This window comes from Methylobacterium fujisawaense (assembly GCF_039619325.1).
GTDB classification, from domain to species: Bacteria; Pseudomonadota; Alphaproteobacteria; order Rhizobiales; family Beijerinckiaceae; genus Methylobacterium; species Methylobacterium fujisawaense.
This window is the reverse complement of record NZ_CP155000.1, coordinates 5,086,563-5,102,386: the sequence shown is the minus strand read 5'-3', so window position 1 is coordinate 5,102,386 and position 15,824 is coordinate 5,086,563. Positions and strand designations below refer to the sequence as shown.

The window sequence follows — 15,824 nt, the reverse complement described above, 5'->3', positions numbered from 1 at the left end:
GGCGCCGGGCCTTGTCCGGCTCAGTCGCGGTAGGCGTTCCCGTCGAGGCCGTGCGGCCGGCCGGCGGCCAGGAGGGTTTCCCAGACGGGCTCGGGCAGCGGCACGCCCTCGGCGAGGCGTTCGGCGCGCATCCGCCGCTCCGGCTCGCCCGGCAGCAGAACCTCGGCGCCGGGCATCGGCTTGGCGCTCTTGAAGAAATCGAGATAGGCCCGTGTCTCGGCGGCGAGCGCATCCTCGGTGCCGAGGGCGGCGGGCGTGACGTAGATCGACAGCATGCCGTTGCAGATCCGCCGCTGCCCGGGGCCGGCGGTTCCGGAGCCGGTGAGCGCGCCAGCGAGCAGCTCGCACATCAGCGCGAGGCCGGATCCCTTGTGCTCGCCGAAGGCCCGGATCGCCCCGGCGCCGCGCTGGTTGTCGCGCTCGACGCCCTCCAGCGGTCCGAACAGCGTCGCCGGATCGGCGCTCAGGCGGCCGTCGGGCTCGATCAGCGCGCCCTTCGGCAGCGGCTTGCCGCCCCGGGACGCGACGAGCACCTTGCCCTCGGCCACCAGCGAGGTGGCGAAGTCGAGGATGATCGGCTCGGAATCCGGAACCGGGAAGCCGGCGGCGAAGGGCGCCGTCGAGAACCGGCGCTCCACCGAGCCGTAGGGCGCCACGAGGAGGCTACCCGCCACGTTGACGAAATGCACCGAGACGAGCCCCGCCGCCGCCGCCCGCTCGGCCCACTCGCCGATCCGGCCGATATGCCCGGCATGCCGCAGGGCAATGATCGCGACACCGTTCTCCCGCGCCTTGGCGATCCCGAGATCGACGGCGACGGGGCCGGCCGTCTGGCCGAATCCGTAATGGGCGTCCATGAGGGCGAAGTTCGGCGCGTCGGTGACGATCTCGGGCGTGCGGCCGGCTTCGACCTCGCCCGCGCGCAGCCATTCGACGTAGCGGGTGACGCGGACGACCCCGTGGCTGTCGTGGCCGGTGAGGTTGGCCGCCACCAGGAACCGGCCGATCCGTTCGGCCTCCGGCTCGGCGCAGCCCTCGCGCACGAAGATGTCCCGCACATAGGCGGACAGCCTGTCGGCCGAAATCCGCATTCCGTTCCTCCCTCGCCGCGCTTCACCGAGCGCGTGCGGGATGAACCTAGCGGTCTCGGACGTGCAGGGCGAGCACCCGGGGGTGACGGCGGACGCCACCTGTCGTCCCCGAGGGCTCGGTCAACGATCCGACGGGACCGGGCCGGGCGGATCGCCGTAGGGATAGAAGTCGGCCGCCCGCATCTGCGCGTAGGGGAGATGACCGAGCCGCACCGTCCCGAGGAACGGCTCCGGGGGCTCCACCAGCAGGATCGTGCGGGCGTAGCCGCTGTCGTCGAAGCCGCGCCGGAAATGCACCCGCGACTTGATCGCCACGACGTCGAAATCGGCCGGCTCCAGGCCGAGACGCCACAGCTCCTCCGGGTCGACGATCTGCGCGAGCTGCGGGCTCAGGACGAGCACATTGCCGCCTCCGAAGGCGACGCAGATCCAGGTTCCGCCGCCACCGCCGCTGCCGGCGACACCGGGCTCCGGTGCCGCGACGACGCGCAGGACGGTTCCGGTGATCCGCACCGGATCGCCCGCGGACGGGTCGCCGCCGCCGCCGACCGGCGCGTCGAACGGGTCGCCCACCGCGATCTCCCGCGCCGCCGCCAGGACCGCGGGCGATGCGACGGTGGCGACCAGGGTGCGGGTGAGACCCTGCCGGAGGATCTCGCCCAGCAGCCAGGTCGCCCGGCCGGACCGGTCGCTGTGGTCGGCGAGGACGACCGGAACGGCGCCCTCCGCGACCGCCGCCCGGGCGAGGCGCACGCCGTCGGCGATCGTATGGATCCGCGTCGCCTCGAGCAGCGAACGCCGCTGCCGCCACGCGAAATCCGCGACGTCCCGCGCCACGCGGTCGGCGAGGTCCGGATCGCCATTGGTGATCGCCTGCACGGTCATCCCGCCATCCGGAGCATCGCCCCACGGGAAGCCGAAGAAGACGTTGACGAACACGTCCGGCTCGCGCGCCTCCCAGACGAGGGCGCGCTGCACGAGGTCGGCCCAGGGCGTGGCACCGGTCCATTGGACCGCGGTGGGTGACAGGATCGGCACCTTGAGGGTCCGATGCGCCGGCCGGTAATCGCCGCGCACGGCGCGGACCAGCATCCGGGCGGCCCGCTGGCCCTGGAGGTGGCCGTCGTAATGCGGGAAATACTTCACCGCGAAAGCCAGGTCGGCATGGTCGAGGAAGGCCTGATCCTCGTTCCCGTGCAGATCGAAGGTCCCGACGAGAACCGCCGCGTCGCCCACCGCCGCGCGGACCTGCCGGGCGATGTCGGCCTCGGGCCGGGGAACGCCGCGCACCGCCATCGCGCCGTGCAGCGCGAGGTAGACGCCGTCGAACGGACCCGTCGCCCGCAACTCCGAGATCATCCGGCCGAGGAAATGCGCGTAGGCGTCCGCAGTGATCCAGCCGGAGGCCGTGCCGGTGCGCGGCCAGAGCGGCGAGGTGATGCCGACCAGCGCGACGCCGTCGTATTCCCGCGCCACCTGCACGAAGCCGCCCATGTAGCCCTTGGGATCGGTGGCGAGCAGCGCGTCTCCGGCCGCCGGCGAACCGGGATAGATGAAGTCGTCCCGGGTCGTGTCGTTCGGCAGGAACGTCACGGTCTCGTGCGTGAACTGGAGGACGGCGAGGCGCATCGATGGTGGGTCCTTTGGGATCCGGGTGATGGTCAGGCGATCTCGCGCACGAGCTTGGCGATGAGCGCGCGGCCGAAGGCCGCGAAGCTCTCGGCGGTCATCACGAAGGCGCCCTCGCCGCCGATCACGACGGCCCGGTAATACGCCGCCAGACCGCCCGACGGGTTGGTGTGTTCCTTCAGAAAGTCCGGCATCCCCTCGGGATCGCTGAGGATCACGATGCCGTTCACCGTGATGCCGGACGCCACGGCGGCGTCCCGGGCCTCCGCGATGGAGCGCCCGGCATTGCCGGTGCCGTCGCCCGAGATGTCGATCACCCGCCGGTCGGCGCGGAACGGCGCCCGCGCCAGCAGATCGGTGGCGAAGGCGAGCGCCGAGCCGATGGCGGTGCGGCCATAGAACGGGCGCGGTACGGCGGACAGACGGGCGGCGAAGGCGGCCGCATCGCCGGCCGAGCCGATCACCATCCAGTCGACCGCCACCCGCTGCTCGCCGGGGCCGGCCCAGTCGAACAGGGCGACGCCGATGCGGCCGGTCGGGCCCTCGCCGATGGCGCGGAGCACGCGCGGATCCGCGAAGGCCTCCGCGTAGCCCCTGCGCTCGAGTTCGAACCGGGCCGCGCTGATGCTGAGCGACACGTCCGCCGCCAGGACGAGGAGGAGGTCCACCCCCGGATCGGCCGCATGGGCGCGGCGACCGGCCAGCGACAGGGCGGCAAGCATCCCGGACAGGAACGGGCGTCGCCGCATGGTCGACCCTCGATGGCAAGCGACTGTGCGGAACGGCGAACGCTCACACCTCTGCAACGAGCCTGCCACCCCGCCGGTTCAGGCCGTCCGGCCGCACTGCGCAAATGGGGGCCGCGTCGCGGAAAAGTTCCGCCCCCGGCACGCGGATCTGCGCCGCTTTCCGCCGCATCACGCTCCCAACGCGCTGCCCTACCTGCCGCGGACCGAGGCGCTGATGGCGCCGCCTTTCCAGAGTCCGTCGACATGAAGCTTGTCCGCCGAATCGGTCGCGCCATCGAGAGCGGGATCGTCGGAGCCGTCACCGGTACCGTCGCGCTCGTCAGCCGGACGATCGACGGCGCGATCGGGCTGGTGGGCCGCCTGTCCGACCGGCTCGACCGCCGGCTCGCGGCGCTGGCGCGCGAGTCCCGGGCGCGCCACGAGCGCGAGGGCCGCCGACAGATCGACCCGATTTCGCTGAAATAGGCGTGCTCGGCGCCCGGGCGCTACAGCCCGGGTCCCTTCGCGGCGCCGAAGATGCGGCCCGGCCTGCCATCGGCCGCGCCCTGGAGGAGGACGACCCAGCTGTCCGCGTCGGCGATGTGGGCCTGGGCATCGGGCACCTCGAAACTGATTGGCTGGCCCGTCCAGTGGCCGAGGCGCTGCATGCCCCGCACGACGTTCACGTAGGTCGCCGTCCGGCCGCCATTCTCCCCGGCCTGGATCGCGATGGCGCGGCTGCGCAGCACCGGCACGAGCCAGACATCGCCGCGGATCTCGGTCTTGGCCTCCGGGGCCGCCCCGACCTCCACCAGGATCCGGTCGCCCTTCATCTCCCCCCGCACCGGGACCGGCAGCCCGCCGTGCTGGCAGGCCTCGCGGATCAGCCGGTCCAGGGCCGGCCGGTCGGAGCCCACGGCGAATCCGTTGCCGTCAACCACCACTTGCGGTGTGAAGACCTGCCGCGCCCCCCGGCCCCGGGCGTAGGCCCGCTGGCGTTCGGTCAACGGCCGCAGCGCCAGCGTGTCCTTCCAGCCGAGATAGTCCCAGTAGGTCACCGGCAGGGTCAGGGCGACGACGCCGGGCTTGCGGGCCAGATCGCGCAGAACCGGATCCGCGGCCCGGCAGGCGCCGCAGCCCTGGCTGGTGAACAATTCCACCACGGCGCGGACCGGCTCGGCCCGCGCCGGCATGGCGGCGAGCGCCGCGCAGGCCAATACGGCGGCGCGGAGCGCGCGGCGGTCGCGGAGCGGGGCGCGGGGCCGGGGCGTCATCGATCCATCAGACCGTCTGGGAGGCCGAAGGTGAAATCACGTTGGCTTGAGAAGCCTCTACCGTCGGTTGAGATAGCGCCGGCGTCACTCTTGCCCTCGGCAGCATGTCGGGCCGCCAGCGGCGATGCATCCACAGCCACTGTCCGGGATTTTCGCGCACCCAGCCCTCCACGACGGCTGTCATCGCCTGCATGGCGCCGGCCACGTCGATGGTCCCGTCGGCGGCCCGGGGCAGGTCGAGGGGCGGGGTCAGGTCGAGGCGGAAGCGGCCCTCCGGCAGGCGCACGACGCGCACGCCATGGACCGGGCAGTCGTAATGGCGGGCGAGCTTGGCGAGCAGCGGGTTGGCGAGGCAGGGCCGGTCGAGGAAGTTCACCACGACGCCGCGGGTGAAATGCTGATCGATGAGCTGGCCCAGATGGCCGCCATTCTCGACCACGTCGCGCATGGCGAAGACGGCCCCCGGCGTGGACGCGGCCAAGCCGCCCATCGTCTTGCGCCGGACCTCCTGGACCAGGCGCGCCGCAGCCGGATTGTTGGGCGGGCGGAAGACCGCGGTGGCGTCCAGGCCGAACCGGGCCGCGCAGATCGCCGGCAGCTCCCAATTCGCCAGATGCGCCGAGAAGATGAGACCCGGCTCGCCGTCGTCGCGCAGGGCGTAGAAGTGCTCGATGCCCGACACCTCGGTCCGCGTCGGGCCCGTCGCGGCGGGATCGTAATCGAACAGGGTGTCGAGATGGGCGTACTCGGCCCCCGTCCGCCCGAGATTGTCCCAGGCCTCCAGGGCGATCCGTCTCCGCTCCGAGTCCGGCATGTCGGGGAACGCCGCCCGCAGGTTTGCCATCGCGGTGCGGTGCGCCGGCAGGAGCGGTCCGAGGGTGCGCAGCAGCAGCGCCGCGAATGCCGTGGACCGCACCGGCCCGAGGAGGCGCGCCAGAAGGACCAGGGCCCGGATCACCGGGACCATGGCGAAGCCCGCGAGGCGCGGGTACGATCGTTTCAGCAGGAGGGCGAGACGCAGCACAATCGATTCCAGGGATAAGGTCCGGGCGGCCCCCCAGCGACCCGTACGGCGACGTTTACGCCAAGTCTCTCGCGTCGCGAAATGCTGATCGCGACACCCGGAGACATTGCAGCGCCCGACGGGCGCGCCGCCGTCGGCGCTACAGGCTGACGAGGATCTTGCCGAACACCCGGCGCGATTCGAGCCGCTCCAGACCCTGCGCGAAATCGGCGAGCGGGTACACCGTGTCGACGACCGGCCGGATGCCGGCTTCCATCTTCGCGAGCGACTGACCGATATTGGCGAGCGAGCAGCCGAAGGAGCCGGTGATGCGGTATTGCTGCTGAAACAGCTGCATCAGGTTCATGGTGGTCGAGACACCCGAGGTCGACCCGCAGGTCACGAGGCGGCCGCCGCGCTTCAGACAGAGCAGGGAGCCGTTCCAGGTGTCGGCGCCGACATGCTCGAACACCACGTCGACGCCCTTGCGCTTCGTCAGCCGGCGGACCTCGCCCTCGAAGCGCTCGGTGCGGTAGTTGATGACGTGGTCGGCGCCGAGTTCCGCGGCCTTGCGGCCCTTCTCGTCGTCGCCGACGGTCGTGTAGACGGTGCAGCCGATCGCCTTGGCCATGCGGATCGCCCCGGTGCCGATGCCCGAGCCGCCGGCATGGACCAGCACGCTCTCGCCGGGCTCCAGCCGGGCATTGTCGAACAGCATGTGCTGGACCGTGCCGAAGGCGATGCCCGCACAGGCGGCGTCGGTGTCGCTGACCCCGTCCGGCACCTTCACGACGAGGCGGGCCGGCAGGGTCACCAACTCCCGGGCGAAGCCGTCGAGATGGAAGCCCATCACCCCGGACACGTCCTCGCAGAGGTTGTCGCGCCCCTCGCGGCAGGCCCGGCACCGGCCGCAGGTCATGGCCCCGTAGGGCACGACCCGGTCCCCGACCGCGAGGCCGGTGGCCGCCGCTCCGACCGACTCGACGATCCCGGCCGCTTCCGCGCCGACGATCAGCGGCATCTTCCGCTTGGCGAAGGCCATGCCGCGGAAGCCCCAGACATCGATGAAATTGAGGCCGACGGCGCGGATGCGGATCCGGACCTCGTCGGCGCCCGGTGCGGGCGGCGGCTCGATCTCGGTCAGGCGCAGGTCGCGGTCGCCGAACAGCTGCAGGGCTTTCATCGTCTCTCTCATCACTCCGGCGCCAGATATCGCCGCCGCGCCCAGCCCAGGACCCGTCCGGCCTTCACCCGGCACCACGTGGTGCGGCTCGGCGTATCGTTGGTGCAGCCGAAGACCAGGGCACGCGTGCGGATCTCGCCGATCTGCTCGGCGGACGGATCCGGCTCGGCGCGGATGCTGAGCGGCTCGCCCGGCGGCAGGCCGGAGATCCGGTAGACCTGCGGCTCCGCCCGGGCGTGGCCCGGGATCAGGACGGCCGCACAGCAGAAGGCCGCGGATAGAGCGAAGCTGGCGCGCATCGTCAGGATGGTCCGGTTCGGCGGGGCCACCGGTCAGGACCGGTGGACACCCATCATGGCAGTCAGGCCGCCATCGACGGGCAGCACGGCCCCCGTAATGTAGGCGGCCCCCTCGCCCATCAGGAAGGCCGTCAGCGCCGCGACATCCTCGGGCCGCCCGAACCGGCCGGCGGGAATCTGGCGCTCCATCCCGTCCCGGTAGGCGGCGTAGCGCTTCATCATAGCGGTGTCGACGAAGCCCGGGGCGATCACGTTGACGGTCACACCGCGCTTGGCGGTTTCGATCGCCAGCGTGCGGCAATAGGCGATGAGCGCGCCCTTGGTGGCCGCGTAGGCCGCGTTGCCGGCATTCGCCCGCAGGGCGGCGACGGACCCGATCGCCACGATGCGGCCCGACCGCGCCCGGGTCATCTCCCGGACGAGCGACTTGGCGAGCCGCGTCAACGAGAAGAAGTTGACCTGCATGGCCGCCTCGGCCCGCTCCTGATCGAGCATCGCCGCGAGGGCGTCACAGGACTGGCCGGCATTGTGGACGAGGCCGTAATAGCCCGCCGCTTCTGCGATCTCGCAGAACGCCTCCAGCGCCCCCCGATCGCTGAGATCGACGGAATGGGCCGCGAAGGCCCGGTCCGGATGCGCCGCACGCAGGTCGGCCAGCAGGGCCTGCGCGGCCTCGGCGGAGGCGCGATAGGTGAAGTCGACGCTCAGCCCGGCCTCGGCCAGGGCGCGGACGATCGCGGCGCCGATTCCGGACGCGCCGCCGGCCACGAGGACGCGGCTCTGGGCAAGTGCGGCGCTCACGCGGGCTCCGCGCCGAAGACCAGGCAGGTGTTCTGGCCGCCGAAGCCGAACGAGTTCGACAGCACCGTGCGCACCGGCAGGTCGCGGGCGGTCTCGACGATGTCGAGGGCGATAGTGGGGTCCGGCACCCGGTGGTTGATGGTCGGCGGGATCCGGCCGTGGCGGATGGTCAGGAGCGAGACCGCGGCCTCGATGGCGCCCGCCGCGGTCAGGGTGTGGCCGATCATCGACTTGTTCGAGGTCACCGGCAGGCTGGCCGCGCGGGCGCCGAACACGGCCCCCAGGCCCAGGGCCTCCATCTTGTCGTTCTCCGGCGTCGAGGTGCCGTGCGCGTTCACCGTGTCGATCGCCTCGGCCGCGACGCCGGCATCCTCCAGGCTGGCCCGGATCGCCGCGATGATCGGCGCGCCGTCGGGACTGGAGCGGGTGCGATGGAAGCCGTCGCCCTTCTCGCCGCAGCCGAGGACGTAGCCGAGGATCGCGGCGCCCCGGGCGATCGCGGCCTCGGCGTCCTCAAGAACCAGAGCGGCCGCGCCCTCGCCCATCACGAAGCCGTCCCGGTCCTTCGAGAACGGCTTCGAGGCCGCTTCCGGCGCATCGTTGCGGGTGGAGAGCGCCGAGAGCAGCGAGAAGCGGATCAGCGATTCCGGGTTCACCGACCCGTCGGTGCCGATGCAGAGCGCCGCCGCGGTCTCGCCGCGCCGGATCGCCTCGACGCCGAGCTGGATCGCCGTGGCCCCCGACGAGCAGGCGGTGGAGAGCGAGATCGGCGAGCCCTTGGTGCCGAAACGGTCGGCGATGCGGTCGGCGACCGTGCCGAAGATGAACAGGTCGTGCCAGGGATCGAAGCGGCGCGTCGCGGCAGCCCGCAGCAGGCCGGCATAGTCGACCGGACCGTCGCCACCCGCGGCCTCGGCCAGGGCCTGCCGCTGGGGCCATTCCATCTCCACCGGCGGGACCGCGATGAACAGCGCGCCCGGGAAATCGCCGCTGGTGCCGATCCCGGCTTGCGCCACCGCTTCCTCGGCGGCGACGGCGGCGAACCGCTCCGACAGGAGCGGCGCGACGAGGGGATCGGTGTCGAGGAAGTCCACCGTCCCGGCGATGCGCGTGCGCAGACCGTCGGTGGGAAACCGCGCGATGGCATGAATGCCGGACCGGCCCTCGGTCATGGCCGTCCAGGTATCGGCCTGTCCCCGACCGAGGGAGGAAACGACGCCGATGCCGGTCACCGCGACGAGCGGCCGGCCCTTGGCGTCGCGGTAGGATCGCGCGCTCATGGAGCGGTCCTTACGGGATTTTCCGCCGCGGTACACCTCCGGACCGAGGGGCTTGCGGCCGCGCTGCCATCATTCCGAGGCGCCGGAGGCGAGCCCGGGACGATGGCAACGCGGTCTCGGATCGGCGACGTCCGAGACTCGGCGCGCCGCTTCTCCTGTGCGGCCGGAACCACCAGGCTGCAGGTTTCTAGGTGCGCGGGGCGTTGGCGAGACGGAGCACGGTCTGCAGCAGCACGTCGGCGCCGGCCGCGCAGTCGGCCTGTGTGGCGGATTCGGCCTCGTTGTGGCTGATCCCGTCCTTGCACGGCACGAAGATCATCGCGGCGGACACCTTGGCGGCGAGGTTGCAGGCATCGTGGCCGGCGCCCGAAATGATCCGGCGCCGCGCATGCCCCAGGCTCTCGGCGGCCGCATCGATCGCCGCCACGATGGCGGGATCGAACGGCACCGGCTCCTTCCGCCAGATCCGCGTCAGCGCGATCTCCAGGCGACGGCGTCCGGCGATCTCGGCGGCCGCCTCGGCCAGGGCCGCCTCCATGGCGTCGAGGGTCGCCGAGCGCGGGTCTCGCACATCCACCGTGAAGGCGACCCGGCCCGGCACGACGTTGCGGGACGGCGCCAGGATCGCGGCCTCGCCGATCGTGGCCACGGCAGAGGGCGCGTGCGCCAGGGCGATCCGCTCGGCCGCGAGGGCGAACTCGGAGAGGGCGAGCAGCGCGTCCCGGCGGCGCGGCATCGGCGTGGTGCCGGCATGGCTCTCGAAGCCGGTGATGACGCCGTCGAACCACATGATGCCTTGGCCGCCCTCGACCACGCCGATGGTCTTGCCCTCGGCCTCCAGGATCGGGCCCTGCTCGATATGCAGTTCCACGAAAGCGCCGATCTCCCGCGTGCCGACGGCCTCGACCCCGCGATAGCCGATGGCGTCGAGGGCTTCCGCCACCGTCGTGCCGGCGGCGTCGCGCTTGGCCAGGATCTCGTCGGTGGTGAAGTCTCCCGCATAGGCCGCCGAGGCCATCATGGCGGGGGCGAAGCGCGAGCCTTCCTCATTGGTCCAGTTGACCACGAGGAGCGGCGCCTCGGTCTCGATCCCGGCATCGTTCAGGCTGCGCATCACCTCGAGGCCCGCCAGGACGCCGAGGACGCCGTCGAACTTGCCGCCGGTGGGCTGGGTGTCGAGATGCGAGCCGAAGGCGATCGGCTTGCGGGCCATGTCCCGGCCCGGCCGCAGGGCATATTGGGTGCCCAGCGCATCGACCGACACCGTCAGCCCGGCCGCCTCGCAGGCCTCCCGGAACCAGTCGCGGACCTGGCCGTCCTCGGCCGAGAGCGTCAGGCGGTTGATGCCGCCGGCCGGCGTGCCGCCGAACGCCGCGGTCTCCAGGATCGTCGCCCAGAGTCGCGCACCATCGGCGCGCAGGTTGTGGGTCTTGCTGAGGCTCATCTCGGCCATGCCGGTTCCTTTCACGGCGGGTCGCCGTGCGACGGGGTCTTTATAGGCGGGCGCGGCCGGCTGGGCAGCGCGTCCACACCGAGCAACCGCGATGCCAACCGGATCTGTCAGACCGGCGGGCGCCGGACCGGATTCGCGCGGAGCAGTCCGATCGCGTCGACCCGCAGGGCTACGGCGATCTCGCCGAGGGCGCTCGCCTCGATGTTGCTGATCCCGTCCTGATCGGCGACGTCCGCGGCGATCAGGAAGACGTTCTCGCGCTGGTTCGCGGGGCGCTCGGCGACCGCCGCCACATGGCGCAGATTCTCGGCCCGGCCGAGCCGGGTCCGCGCCCGGGCGATGCCCTCGTAGAGTTCGGTCTCCAGCATCAAAGCGTCGTAGCCCTTCATCAGGACCGGGTCGGCCTTCAGGCCGAGCAGAGCCGCGTCGAATTCCGGACCGGCGACCTCGCCGTCGGCGACGATGACGTTGGCCGCGGCCGAGACTGCCGCGAGCATCAGCGCCTTGTCACCGGCATAGGCCGTCACGGTACGGCCGACATGGCCGAAGAGGTCGCGCAGAAGGCTCATTCGGGACTGTCGGCGGCAGGGTCGGACGTCGGGAGTGATCGGGAGGGATAGCAGACGGCGGCGCGGAGGAAACCCATCCCCGAAGGTCAGCCCATAAAAGGGGTCGGATCCCGAGACCAGACATCCTTCGGCAACATGGCCATGCGAGTTTTTCGGTCGACCGCGTTCCAAAGCGCGGCCGGCGAAATGCGGCTTCAGCGATTCCCCCTCCGCGGCAGCCGTGCACGTCGTCACGCCGCCGGAACGACGTTCGGGTGCCCCCCAGGCCCGCGCTTCGAGCCGGCGGCGGTCTCCCCCGGGCAATACTCCGCTGCTATCGACAGGGCCGCGGGCCGGCGGGCGCCGGATCTGTAACCCGCGCCGATAAACGCCCGGGGTCGGTCGGCGCTCCGTCCGTCAAAAAGCGCGTTCCGTGGCTCGGCGCGACGCGGATCGACCCGTTACGGCCTCCGGTACGGTTCGGGCGCTCGCCCCATCGACGCGGGTCGCCGTTGCGGCGCCGGGCTCCCCCGACGGTCAGAGTTCTCGAAGATCCCGAATCCGCCTCTCCGGATCAGACGCCCCGTGGAGACGACGAGCCGCCGGGCACGCAGGTCAGCATGGCCTGCGCGGCACCGCTCTCACGAGGGGCGCCGCGCAGACCCGGCTCCGGCCCGCAGTGCGGCCCGGATCGCGTCAGCGCCAGAACGGCTTGACGTCGAGGAGGTCGGACCGGGCCTCCGCGGCGGCGTCGAGCAGCTTCTGCGCCCCGGGGTCGTCCGGTCCCGGCATCGGCGGGCCGGACAGGCTCTCGGTCATCGACCGGGCCGTCTCCAGATCGTTGAGAGCGCCGAGATGATCCTGCAGGTCCGAGAGCGCGGCGCCGAACTTCTCCTGCCGGCGGACCGCCTTCTTCTTCCGGTAGAGATCGGCGAAGAACTCGGCGCCGTAGCGCAGCTTCTTGGCGGCGATCCGGGCCCGATGGCGGGTATGCGGGTCGAGGTGTCGGAGACCGCGCCCGCGCTTCTTCAGCCGCGACCGCGCCTTATCGAGCACCTGCGCCGCGAAGTGCCGCCCGTCGACGGCGGCGTCGGGCCCGTCGGCCCAGGACCCCGCCTCGACCCAGCCGGCCAGGTCGATGATGAGCGCGCGCCATCGCGGGCTTTCCAGGGTCGCCATCACGGCCTCGTAGGCGACGGCGCGCTCCGCTTCGGCCCGCTGGCGCAGCGCGTCGAGGCCGGGTTCGTCGGGCCGCTGCTTCGCGAGATCCGGAATCGTGTCGCTGAGGAACACGTCGAGGTTGCGGGCGTGACCGAATGGCTCGGTGACCTGCTTGATCGAATCGTTGAAGCCCGCGGCCCGGGGATCGGCCTGCAGCATCGGACCGAACAGCGACAGTGCCGAGCGCAAGCGCCGCAGGGAGACGCGGATCTGGTGCAGGGCCTCGGGCGGGCGCCCCCCCTCCAGGAAGGCGGTCTCGTTGAGGCGCATGTGGCGCAGGCAGGCGCGCGCCACGTGACGGAAGACGTCCCCGGCGCTCGCTCCCTCCGGCAGGTCCACCGGCTCGGCCTTCACCACCGCCGGGCCGCGCCCGTCGAGCAGGGCGTAGCCGACGGCGCTCTTCGCGCGCACGCCGAGGCGCAGCGGCACGGTCTCGGCGAGGGACTGGGCCAGGACGAACAGATCGGCCGGGTCGCCGTCCTGGAGTTCCAGCTCGACTTCGCAGAGCGGCGCACGGCCCCGCGCAGTCTCGACCTGGCCCTCGTCCAGCGTGACGAGAATCCGGGACGTGCCCTCCTCCACCGGGATCTCCCGGCGCATCACGACGGTGGAGAAGACCCGCTCCAGCGGGGCGTCGGCCTTGCGCAGGATCCGCTCCGCCGCCGTGTCGGCCCAGGCGGCCGGGTCCGGCGCTTCCCCGGCGATCTCGGTTTCCCACTCGGCCCGGTCGAACAGGCCGACGCCGCCGCTCCCGGCCTTCACGGTCTGGACGTGCCGGCCGCCCTTGGCGCGCACCCGGAGGGTCAAGCCGGCCTCGCGAAGCGCGCCGTCGGGGGTGTCGTAATAGGTGGTGACCAACCGTTCGGGCTCGGCTGTCGCCGCCTGCTTCAGCCGGGGGTGGGACGCGAGCGCCGTCAGGTCCGCACCGGCGCAGTCGAGCTTCAACTCGACCTCGCGGGGTTCCTCGGCGGCGTGGCTCTCGGTGTCGCTCATACGCTCCTCTTGATGACCTGCCTCGCCTAACGATGCACAGATGCCCCTGGGTTGCATCGGCCCCCGCGGCATCGGCATCGGGGCGTGACCGTCCGACGCACCCGATCCACCAAAGGCGGCGGGCCTCCCGGCGTCAAGCAGAGAGCGCGGCACACCGGCCCGGAAGCCCCATGCTGCACTGCGTTAAAAACGCGCTTTCCCGGAACGGCACGACGTGGCAAGACAAATTGTCCACAATCCATCTGCCGCGCGCGCCCCCGCCCCGACCGTCCGGCGGCCAACGGCGCCGCAACGCGCCGGCGCGGCGGATTCTCCTTTCGCGCGAGCGGTGCGCCCCGGGTGGACGGCGACACCGCGGAGATGGTCCGGTCGGTGACTGCATTGAAGACACTCCTCGTCGGCGTGATCGGGCACGTCGATCACGGCAAGACGGCCCTCGTCCGGGCGCTCACGGGCGTCGAGACCGACCGGCTGAAGGAGGAGCGCGCCCGCGGCGTGTCCATCGTGCCGGGCTTCGCGCTGCTGGCGTCCGATCGCGGTGAGATCGACCTCGTGGATCTGCCGGGCCACGAGCGGTTCGTCCGCGCCATGATTTCCGGCGCCACCGGCATGCGGGCCGTCCTGCTGGCGGTGGACGCGCACGAGGGCATCAAGCCGCAGACGGTGGAGCATCTGGAGATCGCCCGCCTCATCGGCGTGCGCCGCGGCGTGCTGGCTCTGACCAAGGCGGACCTGGCGACGCCCGAGACCGTGGCGGCCCGCGCGGCCGAGATCGCCGCCGCCGCCGCCCGCGCGGGGATCGCGGCCGGTCCGGTCATCGCGACGTCGACCGTCACCGGCGCCGGCCTGCCGGAGCTGTCGGCCGCCCTGTCGGGGCTGCTGGACGAGACGGAGCCCGGCCGCGACGACGGCTTCCCGTATCTTCCGGTGGACCGGGTCTTCTCCCGGCCGGGATTCGGCACCGTCGTCACCGGGACGCTGCGGCGCGGACCGCTCGCCGTGGGCGACACGGTGGAGATCGCGCCCGGCGGCCGCACGGCGGTGGTGCGTGGCCTCCAGATTCACGGACGTGCGGTGGAGCGCGCCGAGCCCGGGCGTCGCACCGCCGTCGCCCTGCGCGGGATCGACCTCGACGAGGTCGCCCGCGGGCAGGCTTTGTCGCCGCCGGGCCTGCTCGCCCCGAGCGCGTGGCTCGACGTGGCGATCACCGCGGCGGCCGGTGCGGACGCCCTGGCGGGCGGCTCGGCCTGTCGCCTTCTGTTCGGGACCACCGAGGTCGAGGCGCGGCTGCGCCTGCTCGACCGTGATGCCCTGGAGCCCGGCGCCAGCACCCAGGCCCAACTCCATCTCGGCGAACCGGTCGCCGTGCCGGCACGGGAGCCTTTCGTGCTGCGGCTCGACTCGCCCTCCGTCACGGTGGCAGGCGGGCGGATCCTCGATCCGGCGAGCCGCCGCCGCCGGCGCCACGACCCGCGGGTCATGGCGGACCTGGCCGCACTCGCGGCAGGCCATGCCGGAGAGGCGATCACGGTCCGCCTCGGTCAGCTGGGCGCGGCCGGGGCACCCCTCACCGAACTCGCCCGGATCGCCGGCATCGCGCCGGAGCGCGCCCGGCAGATTCTCTCCGAAGCGGGCGCCCGCGCGATCGGCGACCGCTACATCGGCGCCGCAGCCTTCGCGGCCCTGCGCAGCGGCACGCTGGCGGCCCTCGCCCACCATCACCGCGACAACCCGATGGATCACGGGATCGCCCTGGAGCGGCTCGCCCGTGCCCTGGCGCTGCCCGAGACGGTAACCGGTGCGGTGCTGCGCGACCTCGCGGCCGCGGGCGCTGTCGCCCAGGCGGGCGCTGTCGCCCAGGCGGGCGCCCTGTGGCGGCGAGCCGAGTTCGACCCGGCCCGCAACGAGAGCGAGGCCGCCCGCCGGCTGGAACAGGTCTTCCGCCGCGCCGGACTCAGCCCGCCCGACGAGGCGGAGGCCATCGGACGCGACGTGCGGCGGCGCGAAGCGCTCACCTACCTCGTGGGCGCCGGCACGGTGATCCGCGCCGTCGACCGGGTCCAGCGCCGCGCCGTCCTGTTCCACCGGGAGGCGGTCGCCAACGCCAAGACCCGCCTCGTGGAGGCCTTCCCCGAGGCTGGGACGCCCGACATGGGCTTCCTGGCCCGGGAAGCGGGCGCCACGCTGGGAATCTCGCGCAAGTTCTCGATCCCCCTGCTGGAGCACCTCGACGCGACGGGCTTCACCCGCCGGGCGGGGGATCGCCGGGTGATCGTGGCCCTCGAACCCGCGCGCGCCGCACCGGACGCGGGCTGACGGCC

Annotated in this window: 14 protein-coding genes; 2 read left to right on the top strand and 12 right to left on the bottom strand. The window is 72.5% G+C overall.

Annotated elements, in window-relative coordinates; genetic code table 11:
• Positions 1 to 20 precede the first annotated feature (20 nt).
• The 3 genes from ABC766_RS24190 to ABC766_RS24180 form a co-directional block, all read right to left on the bottom strand.
• Positions 21 to 1,091: a malate/lactate/ureidoglycolate dehydrogenase gene (locus tag ABC766_RS24190; RefSeq protein WP_345819708.1), complete on the bottom strand. Its 1,071-nt coding sequence runs from the start codon at positions 1,089 to 1,091 to the stop codon at positions 21 to 23.
• Between the two features lie 120 nt (positions 1,092 to 1,211).
• The gene (locus ABC766_RS24185; RefSeq protein WP_345819707.1) at positions 1,212 to 2,720 is read right to left on the bottom strand and encodes a M81 family metallopeptidase; all 1,509 of its coding nucleotides are present in this window, start codon (positions 2,718 to 2,720) and stop codon (positions 1,212 to 1,214) included.
• 32 nt (positions 2,721 to 2,752) lie between these two features.
• Positions 2,753 to 3,469 carry a DUF1194 domain-containing protein gene (locus ABC766_RS24180; RefSeq protein ID WP_345819706.1) on the bottom strand — a complete coding sequence of 239 codons (717 nt, stop codon included), beginning with the start codon at positions 3,467 to 3,469 and terminating at the stop codon, positions 2,753 to 2,755.
• Between the two features lie 243 nt (positions 3,470 to 3,712).
• On the opposite strand from ABC766_RS24180, the gene ABC766_RS24175 reads away from it, so the two are divergent.
• Entirely contained in the window at positions 3,713 to 3,934 is a 222-nt protein-coding gene (locus ABC766_RS24175; RefSeq protein ID WP_043352783.1) for a hypothetical protein, read from the top strand.
• Between the two features lie 20 nt (positions 3,935 to 3,954).
• Here ABC766_RS24175 and ABC766_RS24170 read toward each other — a convergent pair whose 3' ends face one another.
• From ABC766_RS24170 to ABC766_RS24130, 9 genes are all read right to left on the bottom strand, one after another.
• Positions 3,955 to 4,722, bottom strand: coding sequence for a DUF1223 domain-containing protein (locus tag ABC766_RS24170; protein WP_342141534.1), 768 nt, complete (start codon positions 4,720 to 4,722; stop codon positions 3,955 to 3,957).
• A gap of 7 nt (positions 4,723 to 4,729) precedes the next feature.
• A complete protein-coding gene (locus ABC766_RS24165) occupies positions 4,730 to 5,746 on the bottom strand; it encodes a lipid A biosynthesis lauroyl acyltransferase (protein ID WP_342141535.1) in 1,017 nt (338 codons plus the stop codon).
• 139 nt (positions 5,747 to 5,885) lie between these two features.
• The gene (locus tag ABC766_RS24160; RefSeq protein ID WP_342141536.1) at positions 5,886 to 6,908 is read right to left on the bottom strand and encodes a zinc-binding dehydrogenase; all 1,023 of its coding nucleotides are present in this window, start codon (positions 6,906 to 6,908) and stop codon (positions 5,886 to 5,888) included.
• 11 nt (positions 6,909 to 6,919) lie between these two features.
• The gene (locus ABC766_RS24155; protein ID WP_043352800.1) at positions 6,920 to 7,207 is read right to left on the bottom strand and encodes an SH3 domain-containing protein; all 288 of its coding nucleotides are present in this window, start codon (positions 7,205 to 7,207) and stop codon (positions 6,920 to 6,922) included.
• 33 nt (positions 7,208 to 7,240) lie between these two features.
• Positions 7,241 to 8,008: an SDR family oxidoreductase gene (locus tag ABC766_RS24150; RefSeq protein WP_345819705.1), complete on the bottom strand. Its 768-nt coding sequence runs from the start codon at positions 8,006 to 8,008 to the stop codon at positions 7,241 to 7,243.
• A complete protein-coding gene (locus ABC766_RS24145) occupies positions 8,005 to 9,288 on the bottom strand; it encodes a beta-ketoacyl-ACP synthase (RefSeq protein ID WP_043378480.1) in 1,284 nt (427 codons plus the stop codon). The genes ABC766_RS24150 and ABC766_RS24145 overlap by 4 nt, the downstream gene beginning before the upstream one ends.
• A 187-nt stretch (positions 9,289 to 9,475) precedes the next feature.
• Positions 9,476 to 10,741 carry a Zn-dependent hydrolase gene (locus tag ABC766_RS24140; RefSeq protein ID WP_427902263.1) on the bottom strand — a complete coding sequence of 422 codons (1,266 nt, stop codon included), beginning with the start codon at positions 10,739 to 10,741 and terminating at the stop codon, positions 9,476 to 9,478.
• A 107-nt stretch (positions 10,742 to 10,848) separates the two neighbouring features.
• Positions 10,849 to 11,310, bottom strand: a complete 462-nt coding sequence (locus tag ABC766_RS24135) for a tellurite resistance TerB family protein (RefSeq protein ID WP_043351693.1) — start codon at positions 11,308 to 11,310, stop codon at positions 10,849 to 10,851.
• 675 nt (positions 11,311 to 11,985) lie between these two features.
• Entirely contained in the window at positions 11,986 to 13,503 is a 1,518-nt protein-coding gene (locus tag ABC766_RS24130; protein WP_342141538.1) for a CHAD domain-containing protein, read from the bottom strand.
• A gap of 360 nt (positions 13,504 to 13,863) precedes the next feature.
• Here ABC766_RS24130 and selB point away from each other — a divergent pair, with 360 nt between their 5' ends.
• Positions 13,864 to 15,819 (top strand): selenocysteine-specific translation elongation factor, encoded by a 1,956-nt coding sequence (gene selB, locus ABC766_RS24125; protein WP_345822834.1) that lies wholly within the window; start codon positions 13,864 to 13,866, stop codon positions 15,817 to 15,819.
• Positions 15,820 to 15,824: the final 5 nt, after the last annotated feature.

What these genes read in the sequence shown, in the direction of transcription:
- ABC766_RS24190 (WP_345819708.1), bottom strand. Translation starts at nt 1,091, where the DNA reads ATGCGGATTTCGGCCGACAGGCTGTCCGCCTATGTGCGGGACATCTTC.
- ABC766_RS24185 (WP_345819707.1), bottom strand. Translation starts at nt 2,720, where the DNA reads ATGCGCCTCGCCGTCCTCCAGTTCACGCACGAGACCGTGACGTTCCTG.
- ABC766_RS24180 (WP_345819706.1), bottom strand. Translation starts at nt 3,469, where the DNA reads ATGCGGCGACGCCCGTTCCTGTCCGGGATGCTTGCCGCCCTGTCGCTG.
- ABC766_RS24175 (WP_043352783.1), top strand. Translation starts at nt 3,713, where the DNA reads ATGAAGCTTGTCCGCCGAATCGGTCGCGCCATCGAGAGCGGGATCGTC.
- ABC766_RS24170 (WP_342141534.1), bottom strand. Translation starts at nt 4,722, where the DNA reads ATGACGCCCCGGCCCCGCGCCCCGCTCCGCGACCGCCGCGCGCTCCGC.
- ABC766_RS24160 (WP_342141536.1), bottom strand. Translation starts at nt 6,908, where the DNA reads ATGAAAGCCCTGCAGCTGTTCGGCGACCGCGACCTGCGCCTGACCGAG.
- ABC766_RS24155 (WP_043352800.1), bottom strand. Translation starts at nt 7,207, where the DNA reads ATGCGCGCCAGCTTCGCTCTATCCGCGGCCTTCTGCTGTGCGGCCGTC.
- ABC766_RS24145 (WP_043378480.1), bottom strand. Translation starts at nt 9,288, where the DNA reads ATGAGCGCGCGATCCTACCGCGACGCCAAGGGCCGGCCGCTCGTCGCG.
- ABC766_RS24140 (WP_427902263.1), bottom strand. Translation starts at nt 10,741, where the DNA reads ATGGCCGAGATGAGCCTCAGCAAGACCCACAACCTGCGCGCCGATGGT.
- ABC766_RS24135 (WP_043351693.1), bottom strand. Translation starts at nt 11,310, where the DNA reads ATGAGCCTTCTGCGCGACCTCTTCGGCCATGTCGGCCGTACCGTGACG.
- ABC766_RS24130 (WP_342141538.1), bottom strand. Translation starts at nt 13,503, where the DNA reads ATGAGCGACACCGAGAGCCACGCCGCCGAGGAACCCCGCGAGGTCGAG.
- selB (WP_345822834.1), top strand. Translation starts at nt 13,864, where the DNA reads ATGGTCCGGTCGGTGACTGCATTGAAGACACTCCTCGTCGGCGTGATC.